This window comes from Leclercia sp. UBA2479 (assembly GCF_002341985.1).
Taxonomy (GTDB): Bacteria; Pseudomonadota; Gammaproteobacteria; order Enterobacterales; family Enterobacteriaceae; genus Enterobacter; species Enterobacter pneumoniae.
This window is the reverse complement of record NZ_DDPB01000009.1, coordinates 469,247-493,362: the sequence shown is the minus strand read 5'-3', so window position 1 is coordinate 493,362 and position 24,116 is coordinate 469,247. Positions and strand designations below refer to the sequence as shown.

Below are 24,116 nucleotides of genomic sequence, written 5' to 3'. Positions count from 1 at the left end.
GGCCTGTCATAACAGAGTGCGCATTTTTAGCAGAGTTTCAACGAGGGGGATCTTATGGCAAATAAAGTGTCAGCGCAGTGCCACTGCGGCGCGGTGCAATTTACGGTTGAACTGTCGGATGGGTTTAACACCATCCGCCGCTGTAACTGCTCCTTTTGCCGTATGCGCGGCGCGGTAGTGGTCTCGGCACCGCTGTCGGGCGTGACGGTGCTGAAAGGCAAAGATAAACTGACAGAGTACCGATTTAACACGCGGACGGCGGCGCACTATTTTTGTTCAGTATGCGGCATCTACACCTTCCATCAGCGTCGTTCCAGGCCCGATCAATATGGCGTGAACGTGGCCTGCATTGAGTATGTTTCGCCGTTCGACTTCCCGGAAGTGGAGGTTTCGGAAGGGACCGTACATCCGAACGACGGCGGCGGCGGGCTGGCGGGAATACTCACCTATCGCCCGGTCCGCAGGCTGGCGGATTAGCCTGGAGGTTAAGGGCAGACGCACAGCGGAGGTGCGTTCACCGAAGCTTCGTCTCTTTAAACTTCCCTTTTACGACGCCATCATAGAAGCGACCTTTCGAGACGACGCTCAAAAAGTCGTTATAAATACGTACCGGCACACGCTGATAACGGTACGCGCTGCGATCGATAAAACGAATCTCCAGCGTTTCGCTAAATGTATCGTAAGCAATAGACGCGATGCGTGAAGATTTGACGGCGTGATGATTCATAGCAAGGTCCCCTTTACTTCGAGGCAGAGGTGATAGTAATCCTGGCTCAATTCCCCCGGTTGACGCAACTAAAAAGAGTGGTTGCGGGTAAAGCCTAAATATAAGGTTATGAACGGTGGGTGTGAAATAAGCAAAACTGATGGGCTGCTATAAAATAATCGCCCGCGAGGATACGCGGGCGGCTGTTATCAGAATTGATAAACCAGACCGGTGGCGACGATATCGTCGGTACCTATGCCATTAGCGGCATAGAAGGCGTTGTCTTCATCCAGCAGGTTGATTTTATAATCAACGTAGGTAGACATATTTTTGTTGAAGTAGTAAACCGCACCCACTTCAGCATATTTCACCAGATCCTGGTCGCCCCAGCCGTGACCCAAATCTTTCCCTTTTGACTGCAGATAAGAGACGACCGGACGCAGACCGAAATCGAACTGATACTGGGCAGTGACTTCGACGTTCTGGGTTTTATTGGCGACTGCGTCATCAAATTTGCCATACGGGGTCATATTACGGGTTTCAGAGTACATAGTCGCCAGGTAAATGTTGTTGGCGTCGTATTTCAGGCCGGCGGTCCAGGCATCCGCTTTGTCACCGCCCGCCGTAGTACGGTTAATCTGCGCGTTGGTACGGTCAGAGGTGGTGTAGGCCGCGCCGGCGCTGATACCCATCCCGAAATCGTAGGTAGAGGAGATACCGAAGCCGTCCCCGTTTTCATGACGAATGTCGCGACCGTTATTGGTGCCTTCGTTCCCGTTGCCCTCATCTTCGTTGTTACCCTGATACTGCAGCGCTACGTTCAGGCCTTCAACCAGGCCAAACAGATCCGCATTGCGATAAGTCGCCACGCCATTGGCACGGTTGGTCATGAAATTATCTGCTTTGGAATAGCTGTCGCCACCGAACTCTGGCAGCATATCGGTCCAGGCCTCGACGTCGTACAGCACGCCATAGTTACGACCGTAATCAAAGGTGCCGTACTGGCCGAACTTGAGGCCCGCAAAGGCCAGACGCGTCCAGGACTGATTTTCAGACCCCTCGGTATTATTGGCCCGGACGTTATATTCCCACTGGCCGTAGCCAGTCATCAGATCGTTAATCTGGGTTTCGCCTTTAAAGCCCAGACGGATATAAGTTTGATCGCTGTCAGCCCCTTTATCGTCAGAGAAATAGTGCAGGCCATCAACCTTGCCGTAGAGATCTAATTTGTTGCCATCTTTGTTATATATTTCTGCCGCATGAGCTGTGCTAGCCATTAAAAGGGCAGGGATGATCATAGCCAAAACTTTTCTTTTCATGATGACGAATCCTCAAGCAATATTTTATTATTTAATACGTGCTGAACTTTCCCGGCTGGAAAGGTGTCTCATGCTAAAGCACTCGCTTGTAGAGTCACAAAGTATAATTGTTACTATGTAAGTAAAATCTCAAGGATATAATGCAGGGGAAATAATAATAAGTTACATGAATATATTTAAGTGGAACTATGTGAAATAGGAATTATACCTGTTCCGTTAACTGTATTAGAATAGGCTGCGTTATATGCCCGTTGTTATTTCAATTCGTTGTGAATACGATTTAAAATTTTAAATCCTATTGTTTTCCAAATGGAACAGCCCGAAGACAAATCTTCGGGCTTTTTTTATACCGCTAAATAGGGATTACTCGCTCGGCGCTTTCTCCGCCTTACCGGCCATCTGCGCCAGAAAATCATAGCGTTTTTGCAGATCGGCGGCGGCGTCTTTCCAGAGCTGCTCTGCCACCTCCGGCTGCTGCGCGTTAAGACGACGGAAGCGTTGCTCCTGCAATAGCGTCTCGGCCAGCGCGTCGGACGGGGGACGTGAATCCAGCGCCAGCGGCAGTTTACCCTCATCGGCGCGACGCGGATCAAAGCGATACAGCGGCCAGAATCCGGTTGCGGTAAGCTGGCGCATCTGGTCGTGGCTCAGCGCCAGATCGTAACCATGCTCTTCGCACGGGCTGTAGGCGATAATCAGCGACGGGCCTGGATACGCTTCCGCCTCCTGAATCGCCTTCACGGTCTGGTTAAGCTGGGCACCCAGCGAAATTTGCGCCACGTACACATGGCCATACATCATCATGCTGACGCCCAGGTCTTTGCGCGCTTTGCGCTTGCCATGCTCGCCAAATTTGGTCACTGCACCCAGCGGCGTCGCTTTCGATGCCTGACCGCCGGTATTGGAGTAACACTGAGTATCCAGCACCAGAATGTTGACGTTTTCCGTCAGGCTGAGCACGTGATCCAGCCCGCCAAAGCCGATGTCGTAAGCCCAGCCATCACCGCCGATAAGCCAGATCGATTTTTCCACCAGCGCGTCGGCATCGGTAAGGAGCTGTTCAGCCCCCGCAACGCCCTGAAGCGCACTGCGCAGCGCAGTAACCTGTTCACGACGAACGTCCGGCGTCGCGTCAGCGTGCAGCGCCGCGTTCAGATCAGCCGGGATGTTATCGGCAAACTGTTCCAGCAGGCGCATAACCCGCACCCGGTGCTGGTCTACGGACAGGCGGAAGCCCAGACCAAACTCGGCATTATCCTCAAAGAGAGAGTTCGCCCAGGCCGGCCCGCGGCCATTGGCATCGGTAGTGTACGGCGTGGAGGGCAAATTCCCCCCGTAAATAGAGGAGCAGCCGGTGGCATTGGCGATGAGCATCCGGTCGCCGTAGAGTTGGGTCAACAGCTTAATATAGGGCGTTTCACCGCAGCCGGAGCAGGCGCCGGAGTATTCAAACAGCGGCGTAATAAGCTGCGAGGTACGAATATCGATCCGCTCAAGCTGGTTACGATCAATTTCCGGCAGGTTAAGGAAGAAGTCGTAGTTGGTTTTCTCCTCCTCGACGTGCTCCAGCCGGGACATCATATTGATGGCCTTGATCTCCGGGTTCTGGCGATCTTTAGCCGGACACACCTCAACGCAGAGATTACAGCCGGTGCAATCTTCAGGCGCGACCTGCAGCACATACTTCTGTCCGCGCATGTCGCGGGATTTCACATCCAGTGAATGGAGGCTGGCCGGTGCCGTTTCCATCGCCTCAGGCGAGACCACTTTCGCGCGGATGGCCGAATGCGGACAGGCAGCGACGCAGTGGTTGCACTGCGTACAGAGCTCCTCTTTCCAGATCGGAATGGCTTCGGCGATATTGCGTTTTTCCCAGCGGGTGGTGCCCAACGGCCAGGTGCCGTCCGGCGGCAGCGCGGAGACGGGCAGGGCATCACCCAGACCTGCCAGCATCGCGGCGGTGACGGTTTTAACAAAGTCTGGTGCCGCATCCGATACCACCGGTGGACGGTGCGGACTGCTGGCATTTACCGCTTGCAATGGCACTTCCGCCAGCGATTCGCGGGCCAGTGCCAGCGCTTGCCAGTTGCGCTCCACCAGCTCCTGACCCTTGCTGCTGTAACTTTTGGCAATCGCCCCCTGCAGTTCCATCAGGGCGCTGTCGCCTGGCAGAATATTTGTCAGGTGGAAGAACGCCATCTGCATCACGGTGTTAATGCGCGCCGCCAGACCGCACTCGCGGGCAATTTTTGCGGCATTCACCACAAAGAAGCGCGCCTTTTTCTGGTTCAGCATGGCCTGCACGTCCTGCGGCAGACGTCCCCAGACCTCATCGGCGCTGTAGGGGGTATTCAGCAGGAAGATGCCGCCCGGTTTCAGGCGCTCTACCATCTGATATTTGTCGATAAACTGCAGCTGGTGGCAGCCAACAAAATCGGCCTGCGACACCAGATAGGCAGAGCGAATCGGCTCCTCGCTGACGCGCAGGTGCGAGACGGTTAACCCGCCTGCTTTTTTCGAGTCATAGACAAAATAGCCCTGGGCATACCAGGGGGTGGAATTACCAATGATTTTGATGTTGTTTTTGGTGGCCGACACGCTCCCGTCGCTGCCCAGACCGTAAAACAGCGCTTCTAGCTTTGCACGCGAGGGCAGGGTGTTTTCCGGTAATGGCAGAGAGAGGTGGGTCACGTCGTCGTAGATCCCCACGGTAAAGCGCGGCTTCGGCTTGCTGGCCTGCAGTTCGTTAAAGATCGCCAGCACACAATCCGGGCCAAACTCTTTTGATGAAAGGCCATAGCGGCCGCCAATAACGCGTGGGAGTGTTTCACGGTCGCCGCTGCTGAAGGCTTCCGCCAGCGCGGTCATCACATCCAGATGCAGCGGCTCCGCCTGCGCGCCGGGCTCTTTGGTGCGGTCCAGCACCGCCACGGCGCGTGCGCTCTCGGGCAGTGCGGCCAGCAGGTGTCGGGCCGAGAAGGGGCGATAAAGACGCACTTTTAGCACGCCCACTTTTTCGCCACGGGTCAGCAACTCATCGACCACCTCTTCACAGGTCCCGATGGCCGATCCCATGATCACTATCACGCGCTCCGCCTGCGGGTGACCGTAATACTCGAAGGGCTTGTACGCCCGTCCGGTGGCATCGGCAAAGTCGTTCATCGCCTGCTCCACGTGGTCGTACACCGCGTTGTACCAAGGGTTGGTGGCCTCCCGGGACTGGAAATAAGTATCCGGGTTTGCCGATGTACCGCGAATCACCGGGTGTTCCGGATTCAGCGCCCGGGCCCGGTGGGCATCGATCTCTGCCTGCGGCAACAGGCTACGGATGGTGTCGTCCGTAATCGACTTAATTTTGTTGATCTCATGCGAAGTGCGGAACCCATCAAAGAAGTGAATAAAGGGCACGCGGCTCTTCAGGGTGGCAATGTGTGAGATCAGGGCAAAGTCCTGCGCTTCCTGGACGCTGCCCGCGCAGAGCATGGCGCAGCCGGTCTGGCGTACGGCCATAACGTCGGAGTGGTCGCCAAAGATCGACAGGGCGTGCGTGGCAACGGTACGGGCCGCCACGTGCAGTACAAACGGCGTTAACTGACCGGCCAGTTTGTAAAGCGTCGGGATCATCAACAGCAGCCCCTGAGAAGAGGTAAACGAGGTCGAGAGCGCCCCCGTCTGTAACGCCCCGTGCACCGCGGCGATCGCCCCGGCTTCTGACTGCATCTCAACAACGCGGGGCACATCGCCCCAGACGTTTTTTAAACCATTACCCGACCAGGCATCGGCATGTTCAGCCATTGTGGAGCTAGGGGTAATTGGGTAAATGGCGATCACTTCACTGGTGCGAAACGCGACGGACGCGACTGCGCCATTACCGTCAATAGTTTGCATAGGAGACACCCTTACATTGCGCAAAAAAGAGGGGACTCGCGCGCGATGACGAGTCCTGTAATTATCCTTTAATGTTAGCAAAGGTAGGGTTTTTCAATTTTCGCTTTTGTGTCCTGGGAGACGGCCGCGCCCCCGATCAGATCAAGGTTTTGCCAAAAAATTGCGAGAAAATGTTTCGCGGACGCATAAATACGCGTATGCGGTCTCGACGCGAGCGGAGTGGGTGCCTATGATGGTTAGGTTTTGCCAATTCATGTGGGGAGAAGTTATGCGTGCAGCATTTTGGGTAGGGTGTGCCGCCTTGTTACTGTCGGCCTGTAGCAATGAACCTGTTCAGCAGGCCACCGCCGCGCACGTCGCGCCGGGGATGAGAGCGGCGATGTCCAACTCGGGACAAGCGAACTGCGCCATGATTGGCGGCTCGCTCTCGGTTGCACGTCAACTGGATGGCTCGGCCATCGGCATGTGTGCCTTGCCCAACGGCAAACGTTGCAGTGAACAATCGCTTGCCGGCGGATCGTGCGGAAGTTACTGATTACTCCACACGTTTAAACATCAACGTCGTTTCTGCCGTCGCCAGGGTTAATTGATCCTGGGTGAGGTCAACCTGCGCGCCTTTGCGCAGCATAGTGCTGAGCGTGTTATCCAGCTCATTACGCTGAGGGTCGGTACAGAGTTTGCGCGTCATCGCCATCTCTTTGACCTTCAGTTCGCCCTCTGAGAGCTTCCCTTCACCGCTGAAGCGGTTACACATCACCCCTGATACGGCCATTTTCTCACCAAACGCGATTTCAGGTGGTGTGGCGGAGGGCTTTACGGCGGCGCCGTTAACACTTTCCAGCACAAAGCGGTGGTTCTGTAACTGATCTTTTTGCACTGAGGCTTTCCCTGGGTTTACACAACCGGTCAGGGTCAGGCTTAACAGCGTTACTGCAACGAGCGTTTTCATTTTGGTTCTCAACATTATTACTGCGAAATGCCTAACTCACATTCTATAAAGGATGTGAAAAATATCATCGGGCTTAATCTGAAAGCGAAAAGGCATTGTCCATATCTATGTATGAACAATGCCTTGCGGGACATTATACCAGCGCGTTCGGGCTCTCTTCCCCTTTGGCCAGCTGGCTGAGGTTACCGAGGGTGGTCTCAGAGATGCTGATCAAGGCTTCGGCCGTCAGGAAGGCCTGGTGGCCGGTGAACAGCACGTTATGGCAGGCCGACAGGCGACGGAACACGTCATCCTGAATCACGTCGTTTGATTTGTCTTCAAAGAAGAGATCGCGTTCGTTCTCGTAAACATCCATCCCCAGCGCACCGATTTTCTGCGTTTTCAGCGCTTCGATCGCGGCCTGAGAATCAACCAGACCGCCACGGCTGGTGTTGATGATCATCACCCCGTCTTTCATCTGGTCGAAAGCGCTCTGATTGAGCAGGTGGTAGTTTTCCGGGGTCAGCGGGCAGTGCAGGGAGATCACATCGGACTGGGAGAAGAGCGTCGGCAGATCAACATACTCAACGCCGAGATCCAGCGCCGCTGCGCTCGGATAGGGATCAAACGCCAGCAGACGCATACCGAAACCTTTCAGAATACGCAGTGCCGCTACGCCAATTTTACCGGTACCGACTACCCCCGCCGTTTTACCGTACATGGTAAAGCCGGTCAGACCTTCGAGGGAGAAATTCGCATCACGGGTGCGCTGATAGGCACGGTGAATACGACGGTTCAGGGACATCATCATACCAACGGCATGTTCAGCCACGGCTTCCGGAGAGTAGGCCGGGACGCGAACCACTTTCAGCCCCAGCTCTTTGGCGGCATCAAGGTCCACATTATTGAAGCCCGCACAGCGCAGGGCGATATACTTCACCCCTTGTTTCTTCAGCTCTTCCAGCACCGGTCTGCTCCCGTCATCATTGACGAAAATGCAGACGGCTTCGCAGCCGTGCGCCGTTTTGGCCGTTTTTTCAGTCAGCAGAAAGTCGAAAAATTCAAGCTCGAAGCCATACGCCTCGTTAACATGTTGCAGGTACTTTTTATCGTACTGCTTTGTGCTATATACCGCGAGTTTCATAGGACTTTCTCCAGTGATTTAACTTCATAGTAGCGTAATTAAAATAATTTTACATTTTATGAAAAATTATTGAAATCAATATCTTCTATGAATAATTCTAGAGCATCTTTGCGCCTGAACTCTATCAGATTAAACAACAGGGTTTTATTCTGCCACTCTCGTTTTACCCTAACGCATCAGCACACGCGGTTTACCGCTTCGGGTCAGAGCAACTATCCTTAAAACGCACCTGGCTTCAATCTGGCGGCTAAACGTGCCACAATGCCCGGCATTGCCGGCAAATATTTTCGCTAAATCAGGATATTAACTACCCATGAAGGGTAAATACAAAGCCGCCATCGCGCTCCTTCTGCTGCTGTTACTGCTGCCATTGACGCTGCTGATGACCCTTGCCCAGTGGGTTCCGACCCTGGCCGGGATCTGGCTGCCGGTGGGGACCCGCATTGCCTTCGAAAAAAGCCCGCACCTGACGCGCCACGCCCTGGTCATCCCCGATCTGCGCTATCTGGTAGAAGATTGCGAAATCGCGCGCATCGAAAATGCCACGCTCTCTCACCCCAGCCGCTGGAAGTTCGACGCCGCTGCGGTCACGCTTAATAGCGCCTGTTTCAGCAAAATTCCGCAAAGCGCGCCGAGCGCAGCTGCCCCGAAGACCCTTGCGGAGTGGCAATCATTACTGCCCAACACCTGGCTGAGTATTGATCGCCTGACCCTGGCGCCCTGGCAGCAGTGGCAAGGTAGAATTACCGCTTCACTGACCCCGAAAGTGCAGGAAATCCATTACGACGGTGAATCAATCAAGCTGCGTGGTACGCTGCGCGGACAAAATCTTACCGTCAGCGATGTTGAGATCCAGTTGCCAGACTCGCCCCAGCCGGTGAAGCTGGTGGGCGAATTCACGCTTCCGCTCGTACCGGACGGCCTGCCGGTACAGGGGCATGCCGTGACCACCTTCTCGGTGCCCCAGGTTAACTCACCGGTTGATGCCGAACTGGAGTGGCAGGATAACAGAGGTCAACTGGTGATGATTGCCCGCGAAAGCGGCGAGCCGTTGCTGGATCTTCCCTGGCAGATCACCCCGGAGCAATTCTCCATCAGCGATGGCCGCTGGAGCTGGACGCAATCGGGCATTCCGCTTGGCGGTCGGCTGGGGGTGCGAATTGAAAACTGGCAGCAGGGCATCGATAAGGCCATTATTTCTGGCCGGATGAACGTAGTCACCTCCGGTGATGCCGGAAAGGGTAACGCCGTGCTCAGCTTTGGCCCCGGTACGTTAAGTATGGATAACAGCAATATGCCGCTGCATCTTAACGGTGAGGCCAAGCAGGATGATCTCATTTTCTACGCCGGGCTCCCGGCAACGCTGACGGGCAGCCTGACCGATCCTAAACTGGCTTTTGCCCCCGGGGCGCTGCTACGGTCGCGTGGCCGTCTCATCAACGCACTGAATATTGATGAAGTGCGGTGGCCATTGGCCGGGGTCACGCTTACCGGTAATGGCATTGATGGACGTTTACAGGCCATTTTGCGCGCGCATGAAAATGAGATGGGTAACTTCACCCTCCATCTTGACGGCCAGGCGAACAACTTTTTGCCGGATAAGGGGCTGTGGCAGTGGCGTTACTGGGGCGAGGGACATTTTCTGCCCATGCAGGCGCGTTGGGATGTAGCAGGCAAGGGCGAATGGCGCGACACGGTGATTGCGCTGAACGCGCTCTCCACCGGCTTTGATAAACTGCAATACGGCTCTATGCTCGCCAGCAAGCCACGGCTGGTACTGGAAAGCCCGGTGCGCTGGCAGCGAGACCCTGCCGATCCCCATTTTAGCGGCGCGCTGGCCTTTAATGCACAAGAGACGACCTTTACCGGCGGCAGCGTGCTGCCGCCCTCCACCCTGACGTTCAGCGTCGATGGCACCGATCCCACGCTCTTCCAGTTTAAAGGAGCGCTGCACGCCGGGGCTATCGGCCCGGTACAGGTGAATGGCCGTTGGGATGGCGAACGTCTACGCGGGCAGGCGTGGTGGCCGCAGCAGTCGTTAAACGTCTTTCAGCCCCTGGTCCCGCCTGACTGGAAAATGAAGCTGCGCGATGGGGAGCTCTATGCCCAGGTCGCCTTTTCTGCGGCGGCGGATCAAGGTTTTGAGGCGGGAGGACATGGCGTGCTAAAAAACGGCAGCGTCTGGATGCCCGACAACGAGATCAACGGCGTCGATTTTGTCCTGCCATTCCGCTTCAGCGAGGGCGTCTGGTCGCTGGGCACCCACGGCCCGGTTACGCTGCGTATCGCGGAGGTGAAAAACCAGGTGACGATGCACCATATCACCGCCGACCTGCAGGGCGACTACCCCTGGCGCGAAGAGGCGCCGCTGCTGTTAACCGACGTCAACGTCGAACTGTTGGGGGGCAAGGTCACCATGCAGCAACTGCGGATGCCCCAACATGATGCGGCATTATTACGCGTGCAGAATATCTCCTCCAGCGAGCTGATCAGCGCCGTGAATCCGAAGCAGTTTACCCTCTCCGGACCCGTGAGCGGGGCGCTGCCGTTCTGGCTGGATAACGATAAGTGGATTATCAAAGATGGCTGGCTCTCTAACGCCGGTCCAATGACCCTGCGTATCGATAAAAACACGGCAGACGCGATCGTAAAAGACAACATGGCCGCCGGCGTCGCTATCGACTGGCTGCGCTACATGGAAATTTCTCAGTCGTGGACAAAACTCAATGTAGATAACCTGGGGGAGCTGACGCTATCGTCAACGCTTAAAGGCATCAGCCGCGTGGATGGCAAATCGAATGCCGTTAACCTGAACTACACCCATCAGGAAAATGTGTTTACTCTCTGGCGCAGCCTGCGCTTTGGCGACAACCTGCAAGCGTGGCTTGAACAGAACGCCACCTTACCAGCAACCCACTGCCCGAAGGGCAAGGAATGTGAGGAACAACAATGAGAACACTGGCCGGTGGCGTCGTCGCCGTGGTCGTTATGCTGCTGACGGGCTGTACGCCGCGTATCGAAGTGGCGGCCCCGAAAGAGCCCATCACCATCAATATGAACGTGAAGATCGAACACGAAATTCACATTAAAGTGGATAAAGACGTGGAAGCGCTGCTGAAATCCCGCAGCGATCTATTCTGAGGTGGTCATGAAGAAATCCTTAGCCATCATTCTGCTTACGCTGGGACTCTGCGCGCAGGCCTCGGCGCTCACGTTGAACGAAGCCCGCAGCCAGGGGCGTGTAGGGGAGACGCTGGACGGATACCTGGCGCCCGTGGCTCAGGATCGCGAGACGCTGGCGCTGGTGGCGCAAATTAACCAGGCGCGTACCGACAGCTATCAAAAACTGGCGGACAGTAACAATATTCCGGTAGACGAAGTGGCCAAAATGGCTGGCATCAAGCTGGTGGAGCGCGCCCGCCCCGGTGAGTATGTCAAAGGCATTAACGGCAAGTGGCTAAAGAAGTGATCAGCGGTGGCGTTTGCGGTATTCCCCGGGTGAGATGCCAAATCGTTGCTTAAAGGCGGTAGAAAAATGGCTGTGATCGGTAAAGCCCCAGCTGTAACCAATGCCCGCCAGCTTCTCTTCATCGCGGGTTGCGCGCAGCATTTGCGCGCAGAGATCGAGACGACGGTTTTTAATGTACTGCGCGACCACCAGTCCTTTATCGGCAAACATACGATAGAGACTGCGTACTGACATACCGCTCTCTGCCGCAATCCACTCGGGGCGCAGATGTTCCGCCTGAATATGATCGTCAATCAATGACAGCACGCTTTTGAACTGGCGCTCCTTGCGCGGCAGGGTGCTTTCACGCTGCTGTAGTACCGGACGCAGTAAGCAGACCATCGCCTCCAGCGCCGCTTCGCTCTCTTGCTCGCTAAGCGTCGGGTTGCTCATGCTCTCCTGCATCAGACGGTGGCTTAATTGTACCGTGGGCAGGGTATGGGAGAGTTTTTGTGCGCAGCTCACCTCCTGAAAACGGAAGTGCTGTTCAAGGATCTGTCGGGGCAGCAGCAGGGAGATTTGGCGAGACTTCTCCTGCCAGTAAAGCGAGCAGGGGCGCGAGGCGTCGATTAAGCTAATATCCCCGGCCGCCAGGGTGATCTGACGGTCATCCTGTTCCAGTCCCGCCACGCCTTCAAGCTGGAAAACGGTATAGAACCAGGCGTCGTTACTGTGCTTAATCTCCTGGCGGGTGCGAAACAGATTCACGCCACCGGCGGTCACGGTGCTCAGCTTCAGGTTACCGGTCCAGGTCGACTCCAGCTCGCCAAAAAATTCACCGTTCATTGGCCGGGCCGCGAAACTGCCGCAAACCGCGTTAATTTGCGCCAGCCAGTGCTGAAATCTTTCCTGTTCGCTTACGCACGCCATATTCATTCCCGTCACGCCGTTAATGTTTAAGCATTGTTGCATTTATGTTGCCAAATTCCACAGGCATTGCGCTGACTATAGGAAAGAACACTTACCGGGAATAGTGTAATAAGCGGGAATTATCACGAATTGCGGTGCCTGTCACAGGTGACAAAGTGAATGTCATAGAGATAAAAGCGGATTTGCCAAAGCCACCTTAGACTGCTGTGACACCCTGCGAAAGATAAGGAGAAGGTATGTCTGATACTCAGGTCGCCGTACTGCAAAGCGTGCAGCAATTTTTAGACCGCCAGCACGGTCTCTGGATCGAGGGAGAGCAGACTGCCTCCGATAGCGATAACCGTCTGGATGTGTTCAACCCGGCGACCGGCGAGGTGATTGCCACCACCGCCGACGCCAGCGCCCAGGATGTCGATCGCGCGGTCATGTCCGCGTGGCGCGCCTTTGTGGGCCGTAGCTGGGCGGGTAAATTGCCCGCCGAGCGTGAACGCATTCTGCTGCGTTTTGCCGATCTGGTGGAGCAGCACAGTGAGGCGCTTTCCCAGCTTGAAACCCTGGAGCAGGGCAAATCCATTAATATCTCCCGCGCCTTTGAAGTGGGCTGCACCCTGAACTGGATGCGTTATACCGCCGGACTTACCACCAAAATTACCGGCAAGACCCTCGACCTCTCTATTCCAATGCCCCAGGGGGCGCGTTACCAGGCCTGGACACGCAAAGAGCCCGTCGGCGTCGTGGCGGGCATCGTGCCGTGGAACTTCCCGCTAATGATTGGTATGTGGAAAGTGATGCCCGCGCTGGCGGCAGGCTGCTCGATCGTGATCAAGCCTTCGGAAACCACGCCGCTGACCATGCTGCGGGTGGCCGAGCTGGCAAGCGAAGCGGGTATTCCCGACGGCGTGTTTAACGTGGTCACGGGCAGCGGGGCAGTGTGCGGCGCCGCCCTGACCAGCCATCCCCATATCGCTAAGGTGAGCTTTACCGGCTCTACCGCCACCGGCAAGCAAATTGCCCGCGCCGCGGCGGAGCGTCTGATGGGCGTCACCCTTGAGCTGGGTGGCAAAAACCCGGCCATCGTGCTGAAAGATGCCGATCCGGCCTGGGTTATCGAAGGGTTAATGACCGGCAGCTTCCTCAACCAGGGCCAGGTGTGTGCGGCCAGTTCGCGTATCTATATCGAAGCGCCGCTGTTCGACACCCTGGTAAGCGGGTTTGAGCAGGCGGTGAAGTCCTTAAGCGTCGGGCCGGGCATGTCTCCGCAAGCACATATCAACCCGCTGGTCTCCCGCGCCCATTGCGACAAGGTTCAGACCTTCCTTGATGAAGCGCAATCCGGGCACGCGGAGCTGATTACCGGCAATCGTGGGCCGGACGGTAAGGGCTATTATGTCTCGCCAACGCTGGTGGTGAACCCGGATGCCAGCCTGCGCCTGACGCGGGAAGAGGTGTTTGGCCCGGTCGTCAATTTAGTGCGGGTGGCCGACGGGGAAGAGGCGCTGAAGCTGGCGAACGACACCGAATATGGCCTGACCGCCAGCATCTGGACGCAAAACATCAGTCATGCGCTTTCGTACAGCGATCGACTGCAGGCCGGTACCGTCTGGGTGAACAGCCATACCCTGATTGACGCCAACCTGCCGTTCGGTGGCATGAAGCAGTCCGGCACCGGGCGTGATTTTGGCCCCGACTGGCTGGACGGCTGGTGTGAAACCAAATCGGTTTGTGTACGGTATTGAAGTGAGCTGAAGCCCTCGTCAGAGGGCTTTTTCACATCACGTAGCTTTCAGCAATCTTGTGCTCATTCTTAACATAGTTGTGGAGTCGCTTTTTATAGATAAGCGAGAGCAGCAGGCTTGCGGCGATCCAGAACAGCAACATACTGAGCAAGGTGACCATGGTGTAGATAACCGGCTTATCTTTTTCGAACTGTTTTACCGCCTTAATCACATCCTGCTTATATTCCTCATTAACAAAGGTCTCGCAAATCATTTGTACCAGGCCGTGGGAGGGGGTAAGCGGCATTTCTGCGGGAGCCTGGCAAGTGGCCGGGGTGATCGACCAACGCCCTTTACGGATGACTGCAAAAGCCTCTGAACCGCCCTGCGGGGAGAGATAAAAGTTCTCATCGGTAGGCTTGTAAAAAAGCGATGCCGCGCCTTTTGGCGTATTCGCGACCTTAAACAGCATGTTGCCCATAAAACCGCAGGCGCTCAGCGAGATAGCGGCGATTAAGCATGATCCAATCAGCTCGGTTCTGGATATCGAGGGGGTTTTGTTTAAAGGGAGATTGATTGCGAAGAGGAACAACAGAAACCGGCTTATTCCATTCTTCTGGTAAATTTCATGGGCCGAAGTGGGGTTCCGCCTGGCACAGACCTTCATGAGCGCTACGATGGCGCCAAAAATCGCGATAAATGCAGCCAGCGTTCCGATTGGCGATCCGCTGAACTCCTTGCCAATTAAGTCGATGAAAGAAATATTATTTTCCATAGCGTCCTCTTCGGTCGATCATCATCCACTGGCACATTATTAGCAGCCTGATAGTGAATTAGGAAGCGTTACGTCCCGGGAGGCGGTGGTCATATCGTGTTAACCATGGCAAAAAAAGCCGGGCATCACGCCCGGCTTCACGGTTATTTACTCTCGTCTTTCTTCTTGCCAAGCGTAGGGGTCTCGTCAAAGAAGTTCCAGGGTTTGAGCAGGGTATGGACCCACTCGGTTGGCATGATAGGCCACTCCTCCGCACGCGCCACGTGGGTGGTACCGGTGGTCATCCAGACCACGTTATCCTGGTTGTTCAGGTTTTCGTTATCTTTACTGTACTTGCCCAGCCCCTCATCGTGAATGGAGCGGTTCGGGAATTTGCCTTCCGGGTACATCTCATTAGGATGGTAGCGGGTCACCCACAGCTGCTTATCCATAAAGCTCAGACGATGGTAGATCCACTCATCCTTCGCGAAATTCGCTCCGGTGGCGACCGGGTGGGTGCCCCCGGCGTAAGGGATTATCTGGTAAGATACCGGGTTACCCATGCGGTTCTCTTTAGTGGTGTTGCTCAGCAGGCGGATGGTGCCGGGGTCGAACTTCTGTGCCGCCTGCTGTTCGGTATCAATGGTGTACTGATTCACCTGCATGGTGCTGGTACGTGGGCCGCCCGTGGTGTTTGGCTTCACCTCAGGATCCATGGCCACCATGCGGTTGTTAGTGCCATCTACGTCCATATCCAGGCGGAAGTTATAGATATGCTGGTGGGTGGTGCCAACAATATTATGGTCGATCAGCGTGCCATATTTGGTGTCATCTTTGGCGCTCGGATCATGCATGGTTTTCGCCTGCACCCCTTTCACCGCTTCGATACCGGTTGCCCCGGCATCAATTCCGATGGTGCCATTTTGGTGGAAGACCCAGTCAAAGATGTAGTCGTAGTTCCCTACGGTACTGACCCAGCGCACCACCAGCTCCCGCCGCTCGGCGCTGACGTTGGGTTTACCCATCTCCTGGTGCTTGTACTCTGGCCCGGCATAGCGTTCGAAAATAGCGATAGCGCGCGGGATCTCCATCGGTGCCCCGGTATAGTCCGGAATGGTCTCGTTGAGCATCACCGCATTTGAAGGCGCATCTTTACCGCGCACCAGCGAGGAGGTCAGGGTGCCCATGCCGTAATCGCCGGAGTCCAGATAAGCCTTGAAGTACCAGCCCACATCCGGGTCGCCGTAAGGCACAATCATTCCGCCCAGCGATCCCTGGTACATAACCTGGCGTTTTTTACCGTTGTCGTTATAAGTAATGGTCGACAAAATCGGCCCCACGCGGGAGTCCAGCCGCAGGTGGAAATCCCAGTTCTGCCAGTGCACCATGTCGCCGGTAATGGTGTAGTTTTTACCTTCCGGCTCGACGATATTCAGCGGTTTGAGACTCGGCGCCACGCGGTCGCGGCCATCATACGGACGCGGCGTCAACGGTACTGGCACCACCGGACCCTCTTCAATTTTCTGGATCTTTTTCTGCTCCAGGTCGACCACGGCCACCAGGTTTTCAATCGGGTGGGCCCAGTAGTTACCGTCACCGACATCCAGATAGCTCACCACCTTCAGCAGGCGATCTTCCTGCCGGAGGCCGTCTTTACCGTCGAAGTAACCGACCGTCAACGGCGTAGTCACTACCTTACTCGGGTCATCCACGCCGTGCTTTTTCAGCGCTTGCGCAAACTCCGGACTGGAGGTGACGATGCTTTGTACGGTCATAAAGTCATCCAGCAGCACCATGCCGTGGGCATCTTTGATAGCCGCCCAGCTGACCACTTTTTTCTCTTGCAGATCCACCACGCTTTCGACGATATGTTTCCCGTCGAGCATGGTGATGGCGGCCTGACGAGGCGCATCAACGGCGGTGCCATTGAGGACAAAGTCCCATACTTTGGCTTTTTCAGGCTCTACCAGCGCAATCTGGGTAAAGCGGGTGTTAGGTTTGAAATCCGGCGCGGCTTTAACAATTTCCACCGCCTGCTTGATCTCGTCGGCCGAGAGGGCGTTCAGCGGGTGCGGGGTCTTTTCCACCTGGAAAGTCTGGTCCAGCCCTGACTGGAAGACGTCGTTAATAAAAGTTTCAGGGATCATCGCCGTCTGGCCTTCCATCACCACCGGCACCTGTAGCGTCACCGGCTTGCCGTTGACCATCGCCTGTTTCGCGCCGGGTTTCACCTTCACAAAGGCGCCATCCTTGCTGATGGTAAACATCTGGGCGTAGTCATCCCATTGCACATCCGCGCCAAAGTCGGCCAGGGTTTTGTCCATCGGCACCATGTGTGCGGCGGTGCCATGCGCCATCGCCGGCGCCTGGCCAAGTAAAAGGGCCGCGACGGCCAGAGCGACTGCCGTTTTACGCGGGGAAAAAAGAGAGGGGCTTCCCATAATTAACCTCGTATTGTTGTGTCGTTGTGCACTCGGGACCGCTGTTCTGCGCGCGGTTTACTCATCGCCAACATAGCAATATCGCTATGGACACTGTTTGCCTGCGTTTGCCAGATTATTTGTTAGATGTGCCAGAAGCCGGATAACGCAGGCTGCGTTATCCGGAAGAGGAGGGTCAGAGGTCAATGTCCCCGTGCTGGCGCGCGACGAGGGTCAGTATGGAGTAGAGAGCCACGGCCTGCTGATGCTGGTTGAAAATCTCCACCGCCCATTCCACTACGCCGGTCGGTTTCTCATCCGCCGTACGCTGTTTCTTGAGCGTTTTACGTTTACAGGTCAGGCGTACCTGGATGGTATCGCCCGGTTTGACCGGTTCGATAAAGCGCAGATTTTCCATGCCGTAATTGGCAATCACCGGGCCAACGCCCGCATCCACAAAGAGACCGGCAGCGGCAGAAATGACAAAGTAACCGTGCACCACGCGCTCACCGAAGATCGACTCGGCAGCACCGATTTTATCCATGTGGGCGTAGAAGTGATCCCCGCTCAGGCAGGCGAAATTGACGATGTCGGTCTCGGTCAGGGTACGGCGCGGCGTCAGGAGGCTATCCCCTGGCTGTAACTCTTCAAAGTATTTGCGGAACGGATGAACGCGATCTTCCTGCACGCTGGCGCCGCGTACCCACTGTTTGCTGATGGCTGCCAGCATTGATGGGCTGCCCTGAATCGCCGTACGCTGCAGATAATGTTTCACCGCGCGCAGGCCGCCCAACTCCTCGCCGCCCCCTGCACGTCCCGGCCCGCCGTGAACCAGCTGGGGCAGAGGAGAGCCGTGGCCGGTAGACTCTTTGGCTGACTCCTGGTTAAGGATCTGAATACGGCCATGCGCCCGCGCCGCGCCGGCAATAAACTGCCGCGCCAGCGCCGGATTAGCGGTTACCAGCGTGCCCGCCAGGCTCCCTTCACCCGCGCGGGCAAGGGCCATCGCGTGTTCAGCATCCTGGTACGGCATCAGAGTCGCGACCGGGCCAAAGGCTTCGGTGGCATGCACCGCGGGGGTTTCATCCGGCTGCGGACAGAAGAGCAGCGTCGGCGGGAAGAAAGCGCCGGCCGCGTTGAGATCGGCTTTGCCGCCGAGGCGTACCTGACAGCCTGCCGTCACCAGTGCATCAACCTTCTCCTGCACGTCGGCGCGCTGTTCAGCGTTGACCAGCGCCCCCATTTTTACCCCCTCCTGCGCCGGATCGCCGACCACCACGCTTTCCAGCCGGGCGATCAGCGCCTGGCTCACCGCCTCGATCTGAGCCTGCGGCACGATGATGCGGCGAATGGCGGTACATTTTTGTCCGGCCTTGGCGGTCATTTCACGCACCACTTCGCGAATGAACAGGGCAAATTCCGGCTGCTCCGGCGTAACGTCCTCCCCCAGCACGCAGCAGTTTAGCGAGTCGGCTTCCATGGTGAAGGGGATGGATTTGGCGACGATGTTGGGGTGAACCCGCAGCATCTGACCGGTGCTTGCCGAGCCGGTAAAGGTCACCACGTCCTGGCTGTCCAGGTGGTCAAGCAGATCGCCCGCGCCGCCGCATATCAGGCTGATTGCCCCTTCGGGCACCAGGCCGCTTTCAACGATGGATTTTACCATCGCCTGGGTGAGCTGAGCGGTAGCGGTGGCCGGTTTGATAATAGCGGGCATTCCGGCAAGCCAGGTTGGCGCCAGTTTTTCCAGCATCCCCCAGCAGGGGAAGTTAAAGGCATTGATATGCAGCGCCACGCCCGATTTCGACGTCAGTACATGACGAGCCGCAAAGCCACCCTCCTTAGAGAGCGGTATCAGTTCATCTTCCGGCCACAGAGTATCGTCCGGCAGCTCGCGGTTACCCAGGCTCGCATAGGTGAAAAGGGTACCGATGCCCCCTTCGATATCCACCCAGCTATCGGCTTTGGTTGCCCCGGTCTGTGCCGAGAGGGCATAGAACTCCGCTTTCTGGCTTAGCAGATGCTTCGCCACCGCTTTGATCATCGCGGCGCGCTCGATAAAGGTCATCGCATGAAGTGACTCACCGCCTTTCTCAATGGCGTAGCGACGCGCGGCGGCCATATCCAGCCCTTCGCTGGTGACCTGCCAGAGCGGTTCGCCCGTAATGGCGTGATAAATGCTGCGTTCACGGCCCCGGCCAGACTGCCAGGTGCCGGATAAGAAGCTGGCTAACTGCTGCATTTCTTCTCTCCAAGTGTTTCGTGATTTCACTATAGATAGTTTGATCGCGAATCATAAAATGCAAGGAATGTTTTAATGATTTGTTAACAATGTGATCTTGCCTGACGAATGTCCTGCGCATCGATCCAGGCGCGACGCGGGATAAACAAAAGGGTTGCGAGCGCCATCACAAAATAGACAAACAACTCTTGGGGTTATATTTAACCTTTGTGTAACTTTTAAAAAAGAAAGTGATTCGCTAATTAGCGTCACTTGATAGATTCACGAATCATAAAGGTGATGATGTGACAGAAGAACAACGTTTTGAGCAACGCATCGCGCAGGAGACGGCCATTGAGCCGCAAGACTGGATGCCGGAAGCCTATCGTAAAACGCTGATCCGTCAGATTGGCCAGCACGCGCACTCTGAGATTGTTGGCATGTTGCCGGAAGGTAACTGGATCACCCGCGCACCAACGCTACGGCGCAAAGCCATTCTGCTGGCGAAGGTGCAGGACGAGGCGGGTCACGGACTCTATCTCTACAGTGCGGCAGAAACGCTGGGCTGCGCCCGGGAAGACATCTACCAAAAGATGCTCGACGGCAAAATGAAATACTCCTCCATCTTTAACTATCCCACCCTGAGCTGGGCGGATATCGGGGTGATTGGCTGGCTGGTGGACGGGGCGGCCATTGTGAACCAGGTGGCGCTCTGCCGAACCTCTTATGGCCCCTACGCCAGGGCGATGGTGAAAATCTGTAAAGAAGAGAGTTTCCACCAGCGTCAGGGCTTTGAAGCCTGCATGGCGCTGTCACAGGGGAGCGCCATGCAGCGGCAGATGTTGCAGGACGCCATCAACCGCTTCTGGTGGCCAGCGCTGATGATGTTTGGGCCCAACGATGATAACTCACCGAACAGCGCCCGCAGCCTGGCCTGGAAAATCAAACGTTTTGGTAACGATGAGCTGCGTCAGCGCTTTGTCGACAACACCGTGCCGCAGGTTGAGATGCTGGGCATGACCGTGCCGGACCCGGATCTGCATCTGGACGAAGAGAGCGGCCACTACCGCTTCGGCGAAATCAACTGGCAAGAATTTGACGACGTGATCAATGGCCGCGGCGTGTGCAACCACGAGCGCCTGGCCGCCAAGCGTAAAGCCTGGGAAGAGGGGACGTGGGTGCGCGAAGCCGCACTGGCGCACGCCGAAAAACAGCACGTCCGCAACGTCGCGTAGGAGGTAGCACAATGAGCAAAACATACTGGCCGTTATACGAAGTCTTTATCCGCACCAAACAGGGGTTGTCTCACCGTCACGTGGGAAGCCTGCATGCCGCCGATGAACGCATGGCGCTGGAGAATGCCCGCGATGCCTATACCCGCCGCAGCGAAGGCTGCTCAATCTGGGTGGTGAAGGCGAGCGAAATTGTCGCCTCCCAGCCGGAAGAACGCGGCGAGTTCTTCGACCCGGCTGAGAGCAAGGTCTATCGCCATCCCACTTTCTACACCATCCCTGATGGCATCGAGCATATGTGAGGTCAGGGATGAAAACATTAACGGCTTATGTACTGCGTCTGGGTGATAACGGGCTGGTGCTCTCCCAGCGCCTTGGCGCGTGGTGCGGCCATGCACCGGAGCTGGAGATCGACCTGGCGCTGGCCAATATCGGCCTCGATCTGCTGGGGCAGGCGCGCAACTTCTTAACCTATGCCGCCGAGCTGGAAGGGGACGGCGATGAAGATTCGCTGGCCTTCGGGCGAGATGAGCGTCAGTTCAGCAATCTGCTGCTGGCGGAGCAACCGAACGGTAACTTTGCCGATACCATCGCGCGCCAGTATTTTATCGATGCCTGGCACGTGGCGCTGTATAGCCGTCTGGTGCAGAGCCGCGATGCGCAACTGGCCGCGATCGCCGCAAAGTCGCTGAAAGAGGTGCGCTACCACCTGCGTTTCAGCCGCGGCTGGCTGGAGCGCCTCGGCAACGGGACAGCACTCTCCGCTGAAAGAATGCAGCAGGCCATCAACGAACTGTGGCGCTTTACCGGGGAGTTGTTTGAGGCCGACGACGTTGACCTGGCGCTGAGCGAAGAGGGCATCGCGGTCGATCCGCGTACGCTGCGCGATGCCTGGGAAGCGGAAATCATGACCGGTCTCAAGGATGCAGCCCTGACGGTACCAGAAGAGGCGGCCTACCGCAGCGGCGGCAGGCAGGGTCTGCATACCGAACATCTGGGGCCGATGCTGGCAGAGATGCAATATCTGCAACGCGTCTATCCCGGTCAGCAGTGGTAACAGAGGAGGACGCTATGCAACGTTTCGCTGAACTGGCCCCCGCCGAAGTCCCGCAAATCTGGTCGCTGTTAAGCCAGATCCCGGACCCGGAGATCCCGGTATTAACCATTACCGACCTGGGCATGGTGCGCAGCGTTGAAGCTCAGGGGGACGGCTGGTCGATCGGCTTCACCCCCACCTATTCGGGGTGTCCGGCAACGGATCATCTGATAGGCGCGATCCGCGACACCCTGACCGCGCACGGCTTTACGCCGGTGCAGGTCGCCATTCAGCTCGACCCGGCCTGGACCACCGACTGGATGACCCCGGATGCCCGCGAGCGTCTGCGTCAGTATGGCATTAGCCCACCCGCCGGACACAGTTGCCACGCCCATCTGGCGGCCGAGGTGACCTGCCCGCGGTGCGCCAGCACCTCGACCACCCTTATCAGTGAATTTGGATCCACGGCCTGCAAGGCGCTCTACCGCTGCGATAGCTGCCGTGAACCCTTCGACTATTTCAAATGTATTTGAGGTTGCCATGACAACGTTTCATTCCTTAACGGTGGCAAAAGTGGAGCCCGAAACCCGCGATGCGGTGACCATCACCTTCGCTATCCCACCCACGCTGCAGGAGGCGTATCGCTTCCGTCCCGGTCAGCATTTGACCCTGAAGGCTCGCCTCGGCGATGAGGAGCTGCGCCGCTGCTACTCCATCTGTCGAAGCGTTCATCCGGGGGAGATCAGCGTGGCGGTGAAGGCCATCGACGGCGGGCGTTTCTCGCGCTATGCCCAGGGGGAAATCAAGCAGGGGATGGCGCTGGAGGTGATGGTCCCGCAAGGCCACTTTGGCTATCAGCCGCAGGCGGGACAGCAGGGGAGTTATCTGGCGATTGCCGCCGGATCCGGTATTACCCCGATGCTGGCGATTATCGCCACGACTCTGCAAACCGAACCCGACAGCGAATTCACGCTGATCTACGGCAACCGCAGTAGCCAGAGCATGATGTTCCGCCAGGCGCTGGCGGACCTGAAAGACAGCTACCCGTCGCGCCTGCAACTGGTGCATATCTTCAGCCAGGAGACGCTGGACAGCGCGCTGCTGAGCGGGCGTATCGACGGCGAAAAGCTGCACGCGCTGGCACAACGACTGATTGATTTCAGCCAGTTTGATCAGGCCTTTATCTGCGGCCCTATGGCGATGATGGATGACGCTGAAAACGCGCTGAAAGCGCTGGGGATGCCGGAAAAAGCCATCCATCTGGAGCGTTTTAACACACCGGGTACGGCGGTCAAACGCGCCCATAGCGTGCAGGCGCAGGGACAGAAAGTGACTGTCCGCCAGGATGGCCGCGACCGGGAAATCACCCTCGGGGCGGAAGATGAAAGCATTCTTGATGCGGCCCTGCGCCAGGGGGCTGACCTGCCGTATGCCTGCAAAGGGGGCGTCTGCGCCACCTGTAAGTGCAAAGTGGTGCGCGGAAAAGTCGAGATGACCACAAACTACAGCCTGGAGCCGGACGAACTGGCCGCAGGCTATGTGCTGAGCTGCCAGGCCCTGCCGCTGACGCCTGACGTGGTAGTCGACTTCGACGCGAAGGGGATGGCATGAGCGAACTGATCCAGACCCGTCATGGCCGCGTGTTGCAACTGACGCTAAACCGCCCTGCGGCGCGCAACGCCCTGAATAATGCGCTGCTCGGCCAGCTGGCAGAGGCGCTGGAAGCCGCCGCCGTGGATAACACGATTTCGGTATGCGTCATCACCGGCTATGCCCGCTTCTTTGCCGCCGGGGCCGACCTGAACGAGATGGCGGAAAAAGATCTGCCCGCCACCCTCAACGACGTTCGCCCCCAGCTTTGGGCGCGTATCAACATCTTCAGTAAACCGCTGATTGCCGCCGTGAACGGTTACGCGCTGGGAGCGGGCTGCGAACTGGTCCTGCTCTGTGACGTGGTGATTGCCGGAGAAAGCGCCCGTTTTGGGCTGCCGGAGATCACCCTGGGGATTATGCCGGGCGCCGGGGGCACCCAGCGTCTGATCCGCTGCGTTGGCAAATCGCTGGCCAGCAAAATGGTGCTGACCGGCGAAAGCATCACCGCCCGGCAGGCGCTGGCGGCAGGGCTGGTGAGTGATATTCACCCGGATGCCCTGACTCTGGAGTACGCCCTGCAGCAGGCCGCACAGATGGCCCGCCACTCGCCGCTGGCACTGCAGGCGGCGAAACAGGCGCTGCGCCAGTCGCAGGAAGTTCCTCTGCAGGCGGGGCTTGCCCAGGAGCGTCAGCTCTTTACGCTGCTGGCCGGCACCGAAGATCGTCGCGAAGGGATCGCCGCCTTCCTGCAGAAACGCAGCCCCGAATTTAAAGGACGTTAA

The 24,116-nt window shown here is 56.9% G+C and carries 21 protein-coding genes; 12 read left to right on the top strand and 9 right to left on the bottom strand.

The genetic code is table 11. The features are described from left to right. Nucleotides 1-54 precede the first annotated feature (54 nt). Nucleotides 55-477 (top strand): GFA family protein, encoded by a 423-nt coding sequence (locus B3B59_RS12025; RefSeq protein WP_046885239.1) that lies wholly within the window; start codon nucleotides 55-57, stop codon nucleotides 475-477. Between the two features lie 37 nt (nucleotides 478-514). On the opposite strand, the gene B3B59_RS12020 is transcribed toward B3B59_RS12025, so the two are convergent. The 3 genes from B3B59_RS12020 to nifJ form a co-directional block, all read right to left on the bottom strand. Beyond that, nucleotides 515-727 (bottom strand): KTSC domain-containing protein, encoded by a 213-nt coding sequence (locus tag B3B59_RS12020; protein ID WP_207291828.1) that lies wholly within the window; start codon nucleotides 725-727, stop codon nucleotides 515-517. 188 nt (nucleotides 728-915) lie between these two features. Continuing rightward, nucleotides 916-2,025, bottom strand: coding sequence for a porin OmpC (ompC, locus tag B3B59_RS12015; protein WP_286809099.1), 1,110 nt, complete (start codon nucleotides 2,023-2,025; stop codon nucleotides 916-918). A 363-nt stretch (nucleotides 2,026-2,388) separates the two neighbouring features. Further along, a complete protein-coding gene (nifJ, locus tag B3B59_RS12010; protein WP_286809097.1) occupies nucleotides 2,389-5,913 on the bottom strand; it encodes a pyruvate:ferredoxin (flavodoxin) oxidoreductase in 3,525 nt (1,174 codons plus the stop codon). Between the two features lie 268 nt (nucleotides 5,914-6,181). Here nifJ and B3B59_RS12005 point away from each other — a divergent pair, with 268 nt between their 5' ends. Further along, complete coding sequence (locus tag B3B59_RS12005; protein ID WP_040078481.1) at nucleotides 6,182-6,448, top strand: DUF333 domain-containing protein; 267 nt, start codon at nucleotides 6,182-6,184, stop codon at nucleotides 6,446-6,448. On the opposite strand, the gene hslJ is transcribed toward B3B59_RS12005, so the two are convergent. After that, nucleotides 6,449-6,862 (bottom strand): heat shock protein HslJ, encoded by a 414-nt coding sequence (hslJ, locus tag B3B59_RS12000; protein WP_207291825.1) that lies wholly within the window; start codon nucleotides 6,860-6,862, stop codon nucleotides 6,449-6,451. A 133-nt stretch (nucleotides 6,863-6,995) separates the two neighbouring features. Further along, nucleotides 6,996-7,985, bottom strand: a complete 990-nt coding sequence (locus tag B3B59_RS11995) for a 2-hydroxyacid dehydrogenase (RefSeq protein ID WP_046885244.1) — start codon at nucleotides 7,983-7,985, stop codon at nucleotides 6,996-6,998. 313 nt (nucleotides 7,986-8,298) lie between these two features. Here B3B59_RS11995 and B3B59_RS11990 point away from each other — a divergent pair, with 313 nt between their 5' ends. From B3B59_RS11990 to B3B59_RS11980, 3 genes are read left to right on the top strand one after another with little or no spacing between them, the layout of a single operon-like run. Further along, entirely contained in the window at nucleotides 8,299-10,938 is a 2,640-nt protein-coding gene (locus B3B59_RS11990; protein WP_046885245.1) for a YdbH family protein, read from the top strand. Next, nucleotides 10,935-11,126, top strand: a complete 192-nt coding sequence (locus tag B3B59_RS11985; protein WP_046885246.1) for a YnbE family lipoprotein — start codon at nucleotides 10,935-10,937, stop codon at nucleotides 11,124-11,126. Before B3B59_RS11990 ends, B3B59_RS11985 begins: the two co-directional genes overlap by 4 nt. A 7-nt stretch (nucleotides 11,127-11,133) precedes the next feature. Further along, complete coding sequence (locus tag B3B59_RS11980; RefSeq protein WP_046885247.1) at nucleotides 11,134-11,454, top strand: YdbL family protein; 321 nt, start codon at nucleotides 11,134-11,136, stop codon at nucleotides 11,452-11,454. Here the strand turns inward: B3B59_RS11980 and feaR are convergent, their stop codons facing one another. Further along, nucleotides 11,455-12,363 (bottom strand): transcriptional regulator FeaR, encoded by a 909-nt coding sequence (feaR, locus tag B3B59_RS11975; RefSeq protein ID WP_046885471.1) that lies wholly within the window; start codon nucleotides 12,361-12,363, stop codon nucleotides 11,455-11,457. A gap of 236 nt (nucleotides 12,364-12,599) precedes the next feature. Here feaR and B3B59_RS11970 point away from each other — a divergent pair, with 236 nt between their 5' ends. Beyond that, nucleotides 12,600-14,099, top strand: coding sequence for an aldehyde dehydrogenase family protein (locus B3B59_RS11970; RefSeq protein ID WP_263617542.1), 1,500 nt, complete (start codon nucleotides 12,600-12,602; stop codon nucleotides 14,097-14,099). A 31-nt stretch (nucleotides 14,100-14,130) separates the two neighbouring features. Here B3B59_RS11970 and B3B59_RS11965 read toward each other — a convergent pair whose 3' ends face one another. From B3B59_RS11965 to paaZ, 3 genes are all read right to left on the bottom strand, one after another. Continuing rightward, the gene (locus B3B59_RS11965) at nucleotides 14,131-14,853 is read right to left on the bottom strand and encodes a DUF6216 family protein (protein WP_286809091.1); all 723 of its coding nucleotides are present in this window, start codon (nucleotides 14,851-14,853) and stop codon (nucleotides 14,131-14,133) included. 143 nt (nucleotides 14,854-14,996) lie between these two features. Continuing rightward, nucleotides 14,997-17,273 (bottom strand): primary-amine oxidase, encoded by a 2,277-nt coding sequence (gene tynA / locus B3B59_RS11960; RefSeq protein ID WP_286809090.1) that lies wholly within the window; start codon nucleotides 17,271-17,273, stop codon nucleotides 14,997-14,999. Nucleotides 17,274-17,448: 175 nt separating this feature from the next. Continuing rightward, on the bottom strand, nucleotides 17,449-19,494 hold the full coding sequence (gene paaZ / locus B3B59_RS11955) for a phenylacetic acid degradation bifunctional protein PaaZ (protein ID WP_207291820.1): 2,046 nt from the start codon (nucleotides 19,492-19,494) through the stop codon (nucleotides 17,449-17,451). 284 nt (nucleotides 19,495-19,778) lie between these two features. Between paaZ and paaA the strand changes: the two genes are divergently transcribed. Genes paaA through paaF form a run of 6 tightly spaced genes read left to right on the top strand, consistent with a single transcriptional unit; the run spans nucleotide 19,779 to nucleotide 24,116 of the window. After that, nucleotides 19,779-20,708, top strand: a complete 930-nt coding sequence (gene paaA, locus B3B59_RS11950) for a 1,2-phenylacetyl-CoA epoxidase subunit PaaA (protein WP_286809088.1) — start codon at nucleotides 19,779-19,781, stop codon at nucleotides 20,706-20,708. Between the two features lie 11 nt (nucleotides 20,709-20,719). After that, the gene (gene paaB, locus B3B59_RS11945; RefSeq protein ID WP_040075422.1) at nucleotides 20,720-21,007 is read left to right on the top strand and encodes a 1,2-phenylacetyl-CoA epoxidase subunit PaaB; all 288 of its coding nucleotides are present in this window, start codon (nucleotides 20,720-20,722) and stop codon (nucleotides 21,005-21,007) included. Nucleotides 21,008-21,015: 8 nt separating this feature from the next. Next, nucleotides 21,016-21,762: a 1,2-phenylacetyl-CoA epoxidase subunit PaaC gene (gene paaC / locus B3B59_RS11940; RefSeq protein ID WP_286809086.1), complete on the top strand. Its 747-nt coding sequence runs from the start codon at nucleotides 21,016-21,018 to the stop codon at nucleotides 21,760-21,762. Between the two features lie 14 nt (nucleotides 21,763-21,776). After that, nucleotides 21,777-22,274: a 1,2-phenylacetyl-CoA epoxidase subunit PaaD gene (gene paaD, locus B3B59_RS11935; protein WP_286809085.1), complete on the top strand. Its 498-nt coding sequence runs from the start codon at nucleotides 21,777-21,779 to the stop codon at nucleotides 22,272-22,274. Nucleotides 22,275-22,281: 7 nt separating this feature from the next. Next, the gene (gene paaE, locus B3B59_RS11930; protein ID WP_046885253.1) at nucleotides 22,282-23,352 is read left to right on the top strand and encodes a 1,2-phenylacetyl-CoA epoxidase subunit PaaE; all 1,071 of its coding nucleotides are present in this window, start codon (nucleotides 22,282-22,284) and stop codon (nucleotides 23,350-23,352) included. Continuing rightward, entirely contained in the window at nucleotides 23,349-24,116 is a 768-nt protein-coding gene (gene paaF / locus B3B59_RS11925; RefSeq protein ID WP_286809083.1) for a 2,3-dehydroadipyl-CoA hydratase PaaF, read from the top strand. The genes paaE and paaF overlap by 4 nt, the downstream gene beginning before the upstream one ends.

What these genes read in the sequence shown, in the direction of transcription:
- paaF (WP_286809083.1), top strand. Translation starts at nt 23,349, where the DNA reads ATGAGCGAACTGATCCAGACCCGTCATGGCCGCGTGTTGCAACTGACG.
- paaB (WP_040075422.1), top strand. Translation starts at nt 20,720, where the DNA reads ATGAGCAAAACATACTGGCCGTTATACGAAGTCTTTATCCGCACCAAA.
- nifJ (WP_286809097.1), bottom strand. Translation starts at nt 5,913, where the DNA reads ATGCAAACTATTGACGGTAATGGCGCAGTCGCGTCCGTCGCGTTTCGC.
- B3B59_RS12025 (WP_046885239.1), top strand. Translation starts at nt 55, where the DNA reads ATGGCAAATAAAGTGTCAGCGCAGTGCCACTGCGGCGCGGTGCAATTT.
- B3B59_RS11970 (WP_263617542.1), top strand. Translation starts at nt 12,600, where the DNA reads ATGTCTGATACTCAGGTCGCCGTACTGCAAAGCGTGCAGCAATTTTTA.
- paaC (WP_286809086.1), top strand. Translation starts at nt 21,016, where the DNA reads ATGAAAACATTAACGGCTTATGTACTGCGTCTGGGTGATAACGGGCTG.
- hslJ (WP_207291825.1), bottom strand. Translation starts at nt 6,862, where the DNA reads ATGAAAACGCTCGTTGCAGTAACGCTGTTAAGCCTGACCCTGACCGGT.
- B3B59_RS11995 (WP_046885244.1), bottom strand. Translation starts at nt 7,985, where the DNA reads ATGAAACTCGCGGTATATAGCACAAAGCAGTACGATAAAAAGTACCTG.
- B3B59_RS12005 (WP_040078481.1), top strand. Translation starts at nt 6,182, where the DNA reads ATGCGTGCAGCATTTTGGGTAGGGTGTGCCGCCTTGTTACTGTCGGCC.
- B3B59_RS11965 (WP_286809091.1), bottom strand. Translation starts at nt 14,853, where the DNA reads ATGGAAAATAATATTTCTTTCATCGACTTAATTGGCAAGGAGTTCAGC.
- B3B59_RS11980 (WP_046885247.1), top strand. Translation starts at nt 11,134, where the DNA reads ATGAAGAAATCCTTAGCCATCATTCTGCTTACGCTGGGACTCTGCGCG.
- feaR (WP_046885471.1), bottom strand. Translation starts at nt 12,363, where the DNA reads ATGGCGTGCGTAAGCGAACAGGAAAGATTTCAGCACTGGCTGGCGCAA.
- B3B59_RS12020 (WP_207291828.1), bottom strand. Translation starts at nt 727, where the DNA reads ATGAATCATCACGCCGTCAAATCTTCACGCATCGCGTCTATTGCTTAC.
- paaZ (WP_207291820.1), bottom strand. Translation starts at nt 19,494, where the DNA reads ATGCAGCAGTTAGCCAGCTTCTTATCCGGCACCTGGCAGTCTGGCCGG.
- B3B59_RS11985 (WP_046885246.1), top strand. Translation starts at nt 10,935, where the DNA reads ATGAGAACACTGGCCGGTGGCGTCGTCGCCGTGGTCGTTATGCTGCTG.
- tynA (WP_286809090.1), bottom strand. Translation starts at nt 17,273, where the DNA reads ATGGGAAGCCCCTCTCTTTTTTCCCCGCGTAAAACGGCAGTCGCTCTG.
- paaD (WP_286809085.1), top strand. Translation starts at nt 21,777, where the DNA reads ATGCAACGTTTCGCTGAACTGGCCCCCGCCGAAGTCCCGCAAATCTGG.
- B3B59_RS11990 (WP_046885245.1), top strand. Translation starts at nt 8,299, where the DNA reads ATGAAGGGTAAATACAAAGCCGCCATCGCGCTCCTTCTGCTGCTGTTA.
- paaE (WP_046885253.1), top strand. Translation starts at nt 22,282, where the DNA reads ATGACAACGTTTCATTCCTTAACGGTGGCAAAAGTGGAGCCCGAAACC.
- ompC (WP_286809099.1), bottom strand. Translation starts at nt 2,025, where the DNA reads ATGAAAAGAAAAGTTTTGGCTATGATCATCCCTGCCCTTTTAATGGCT.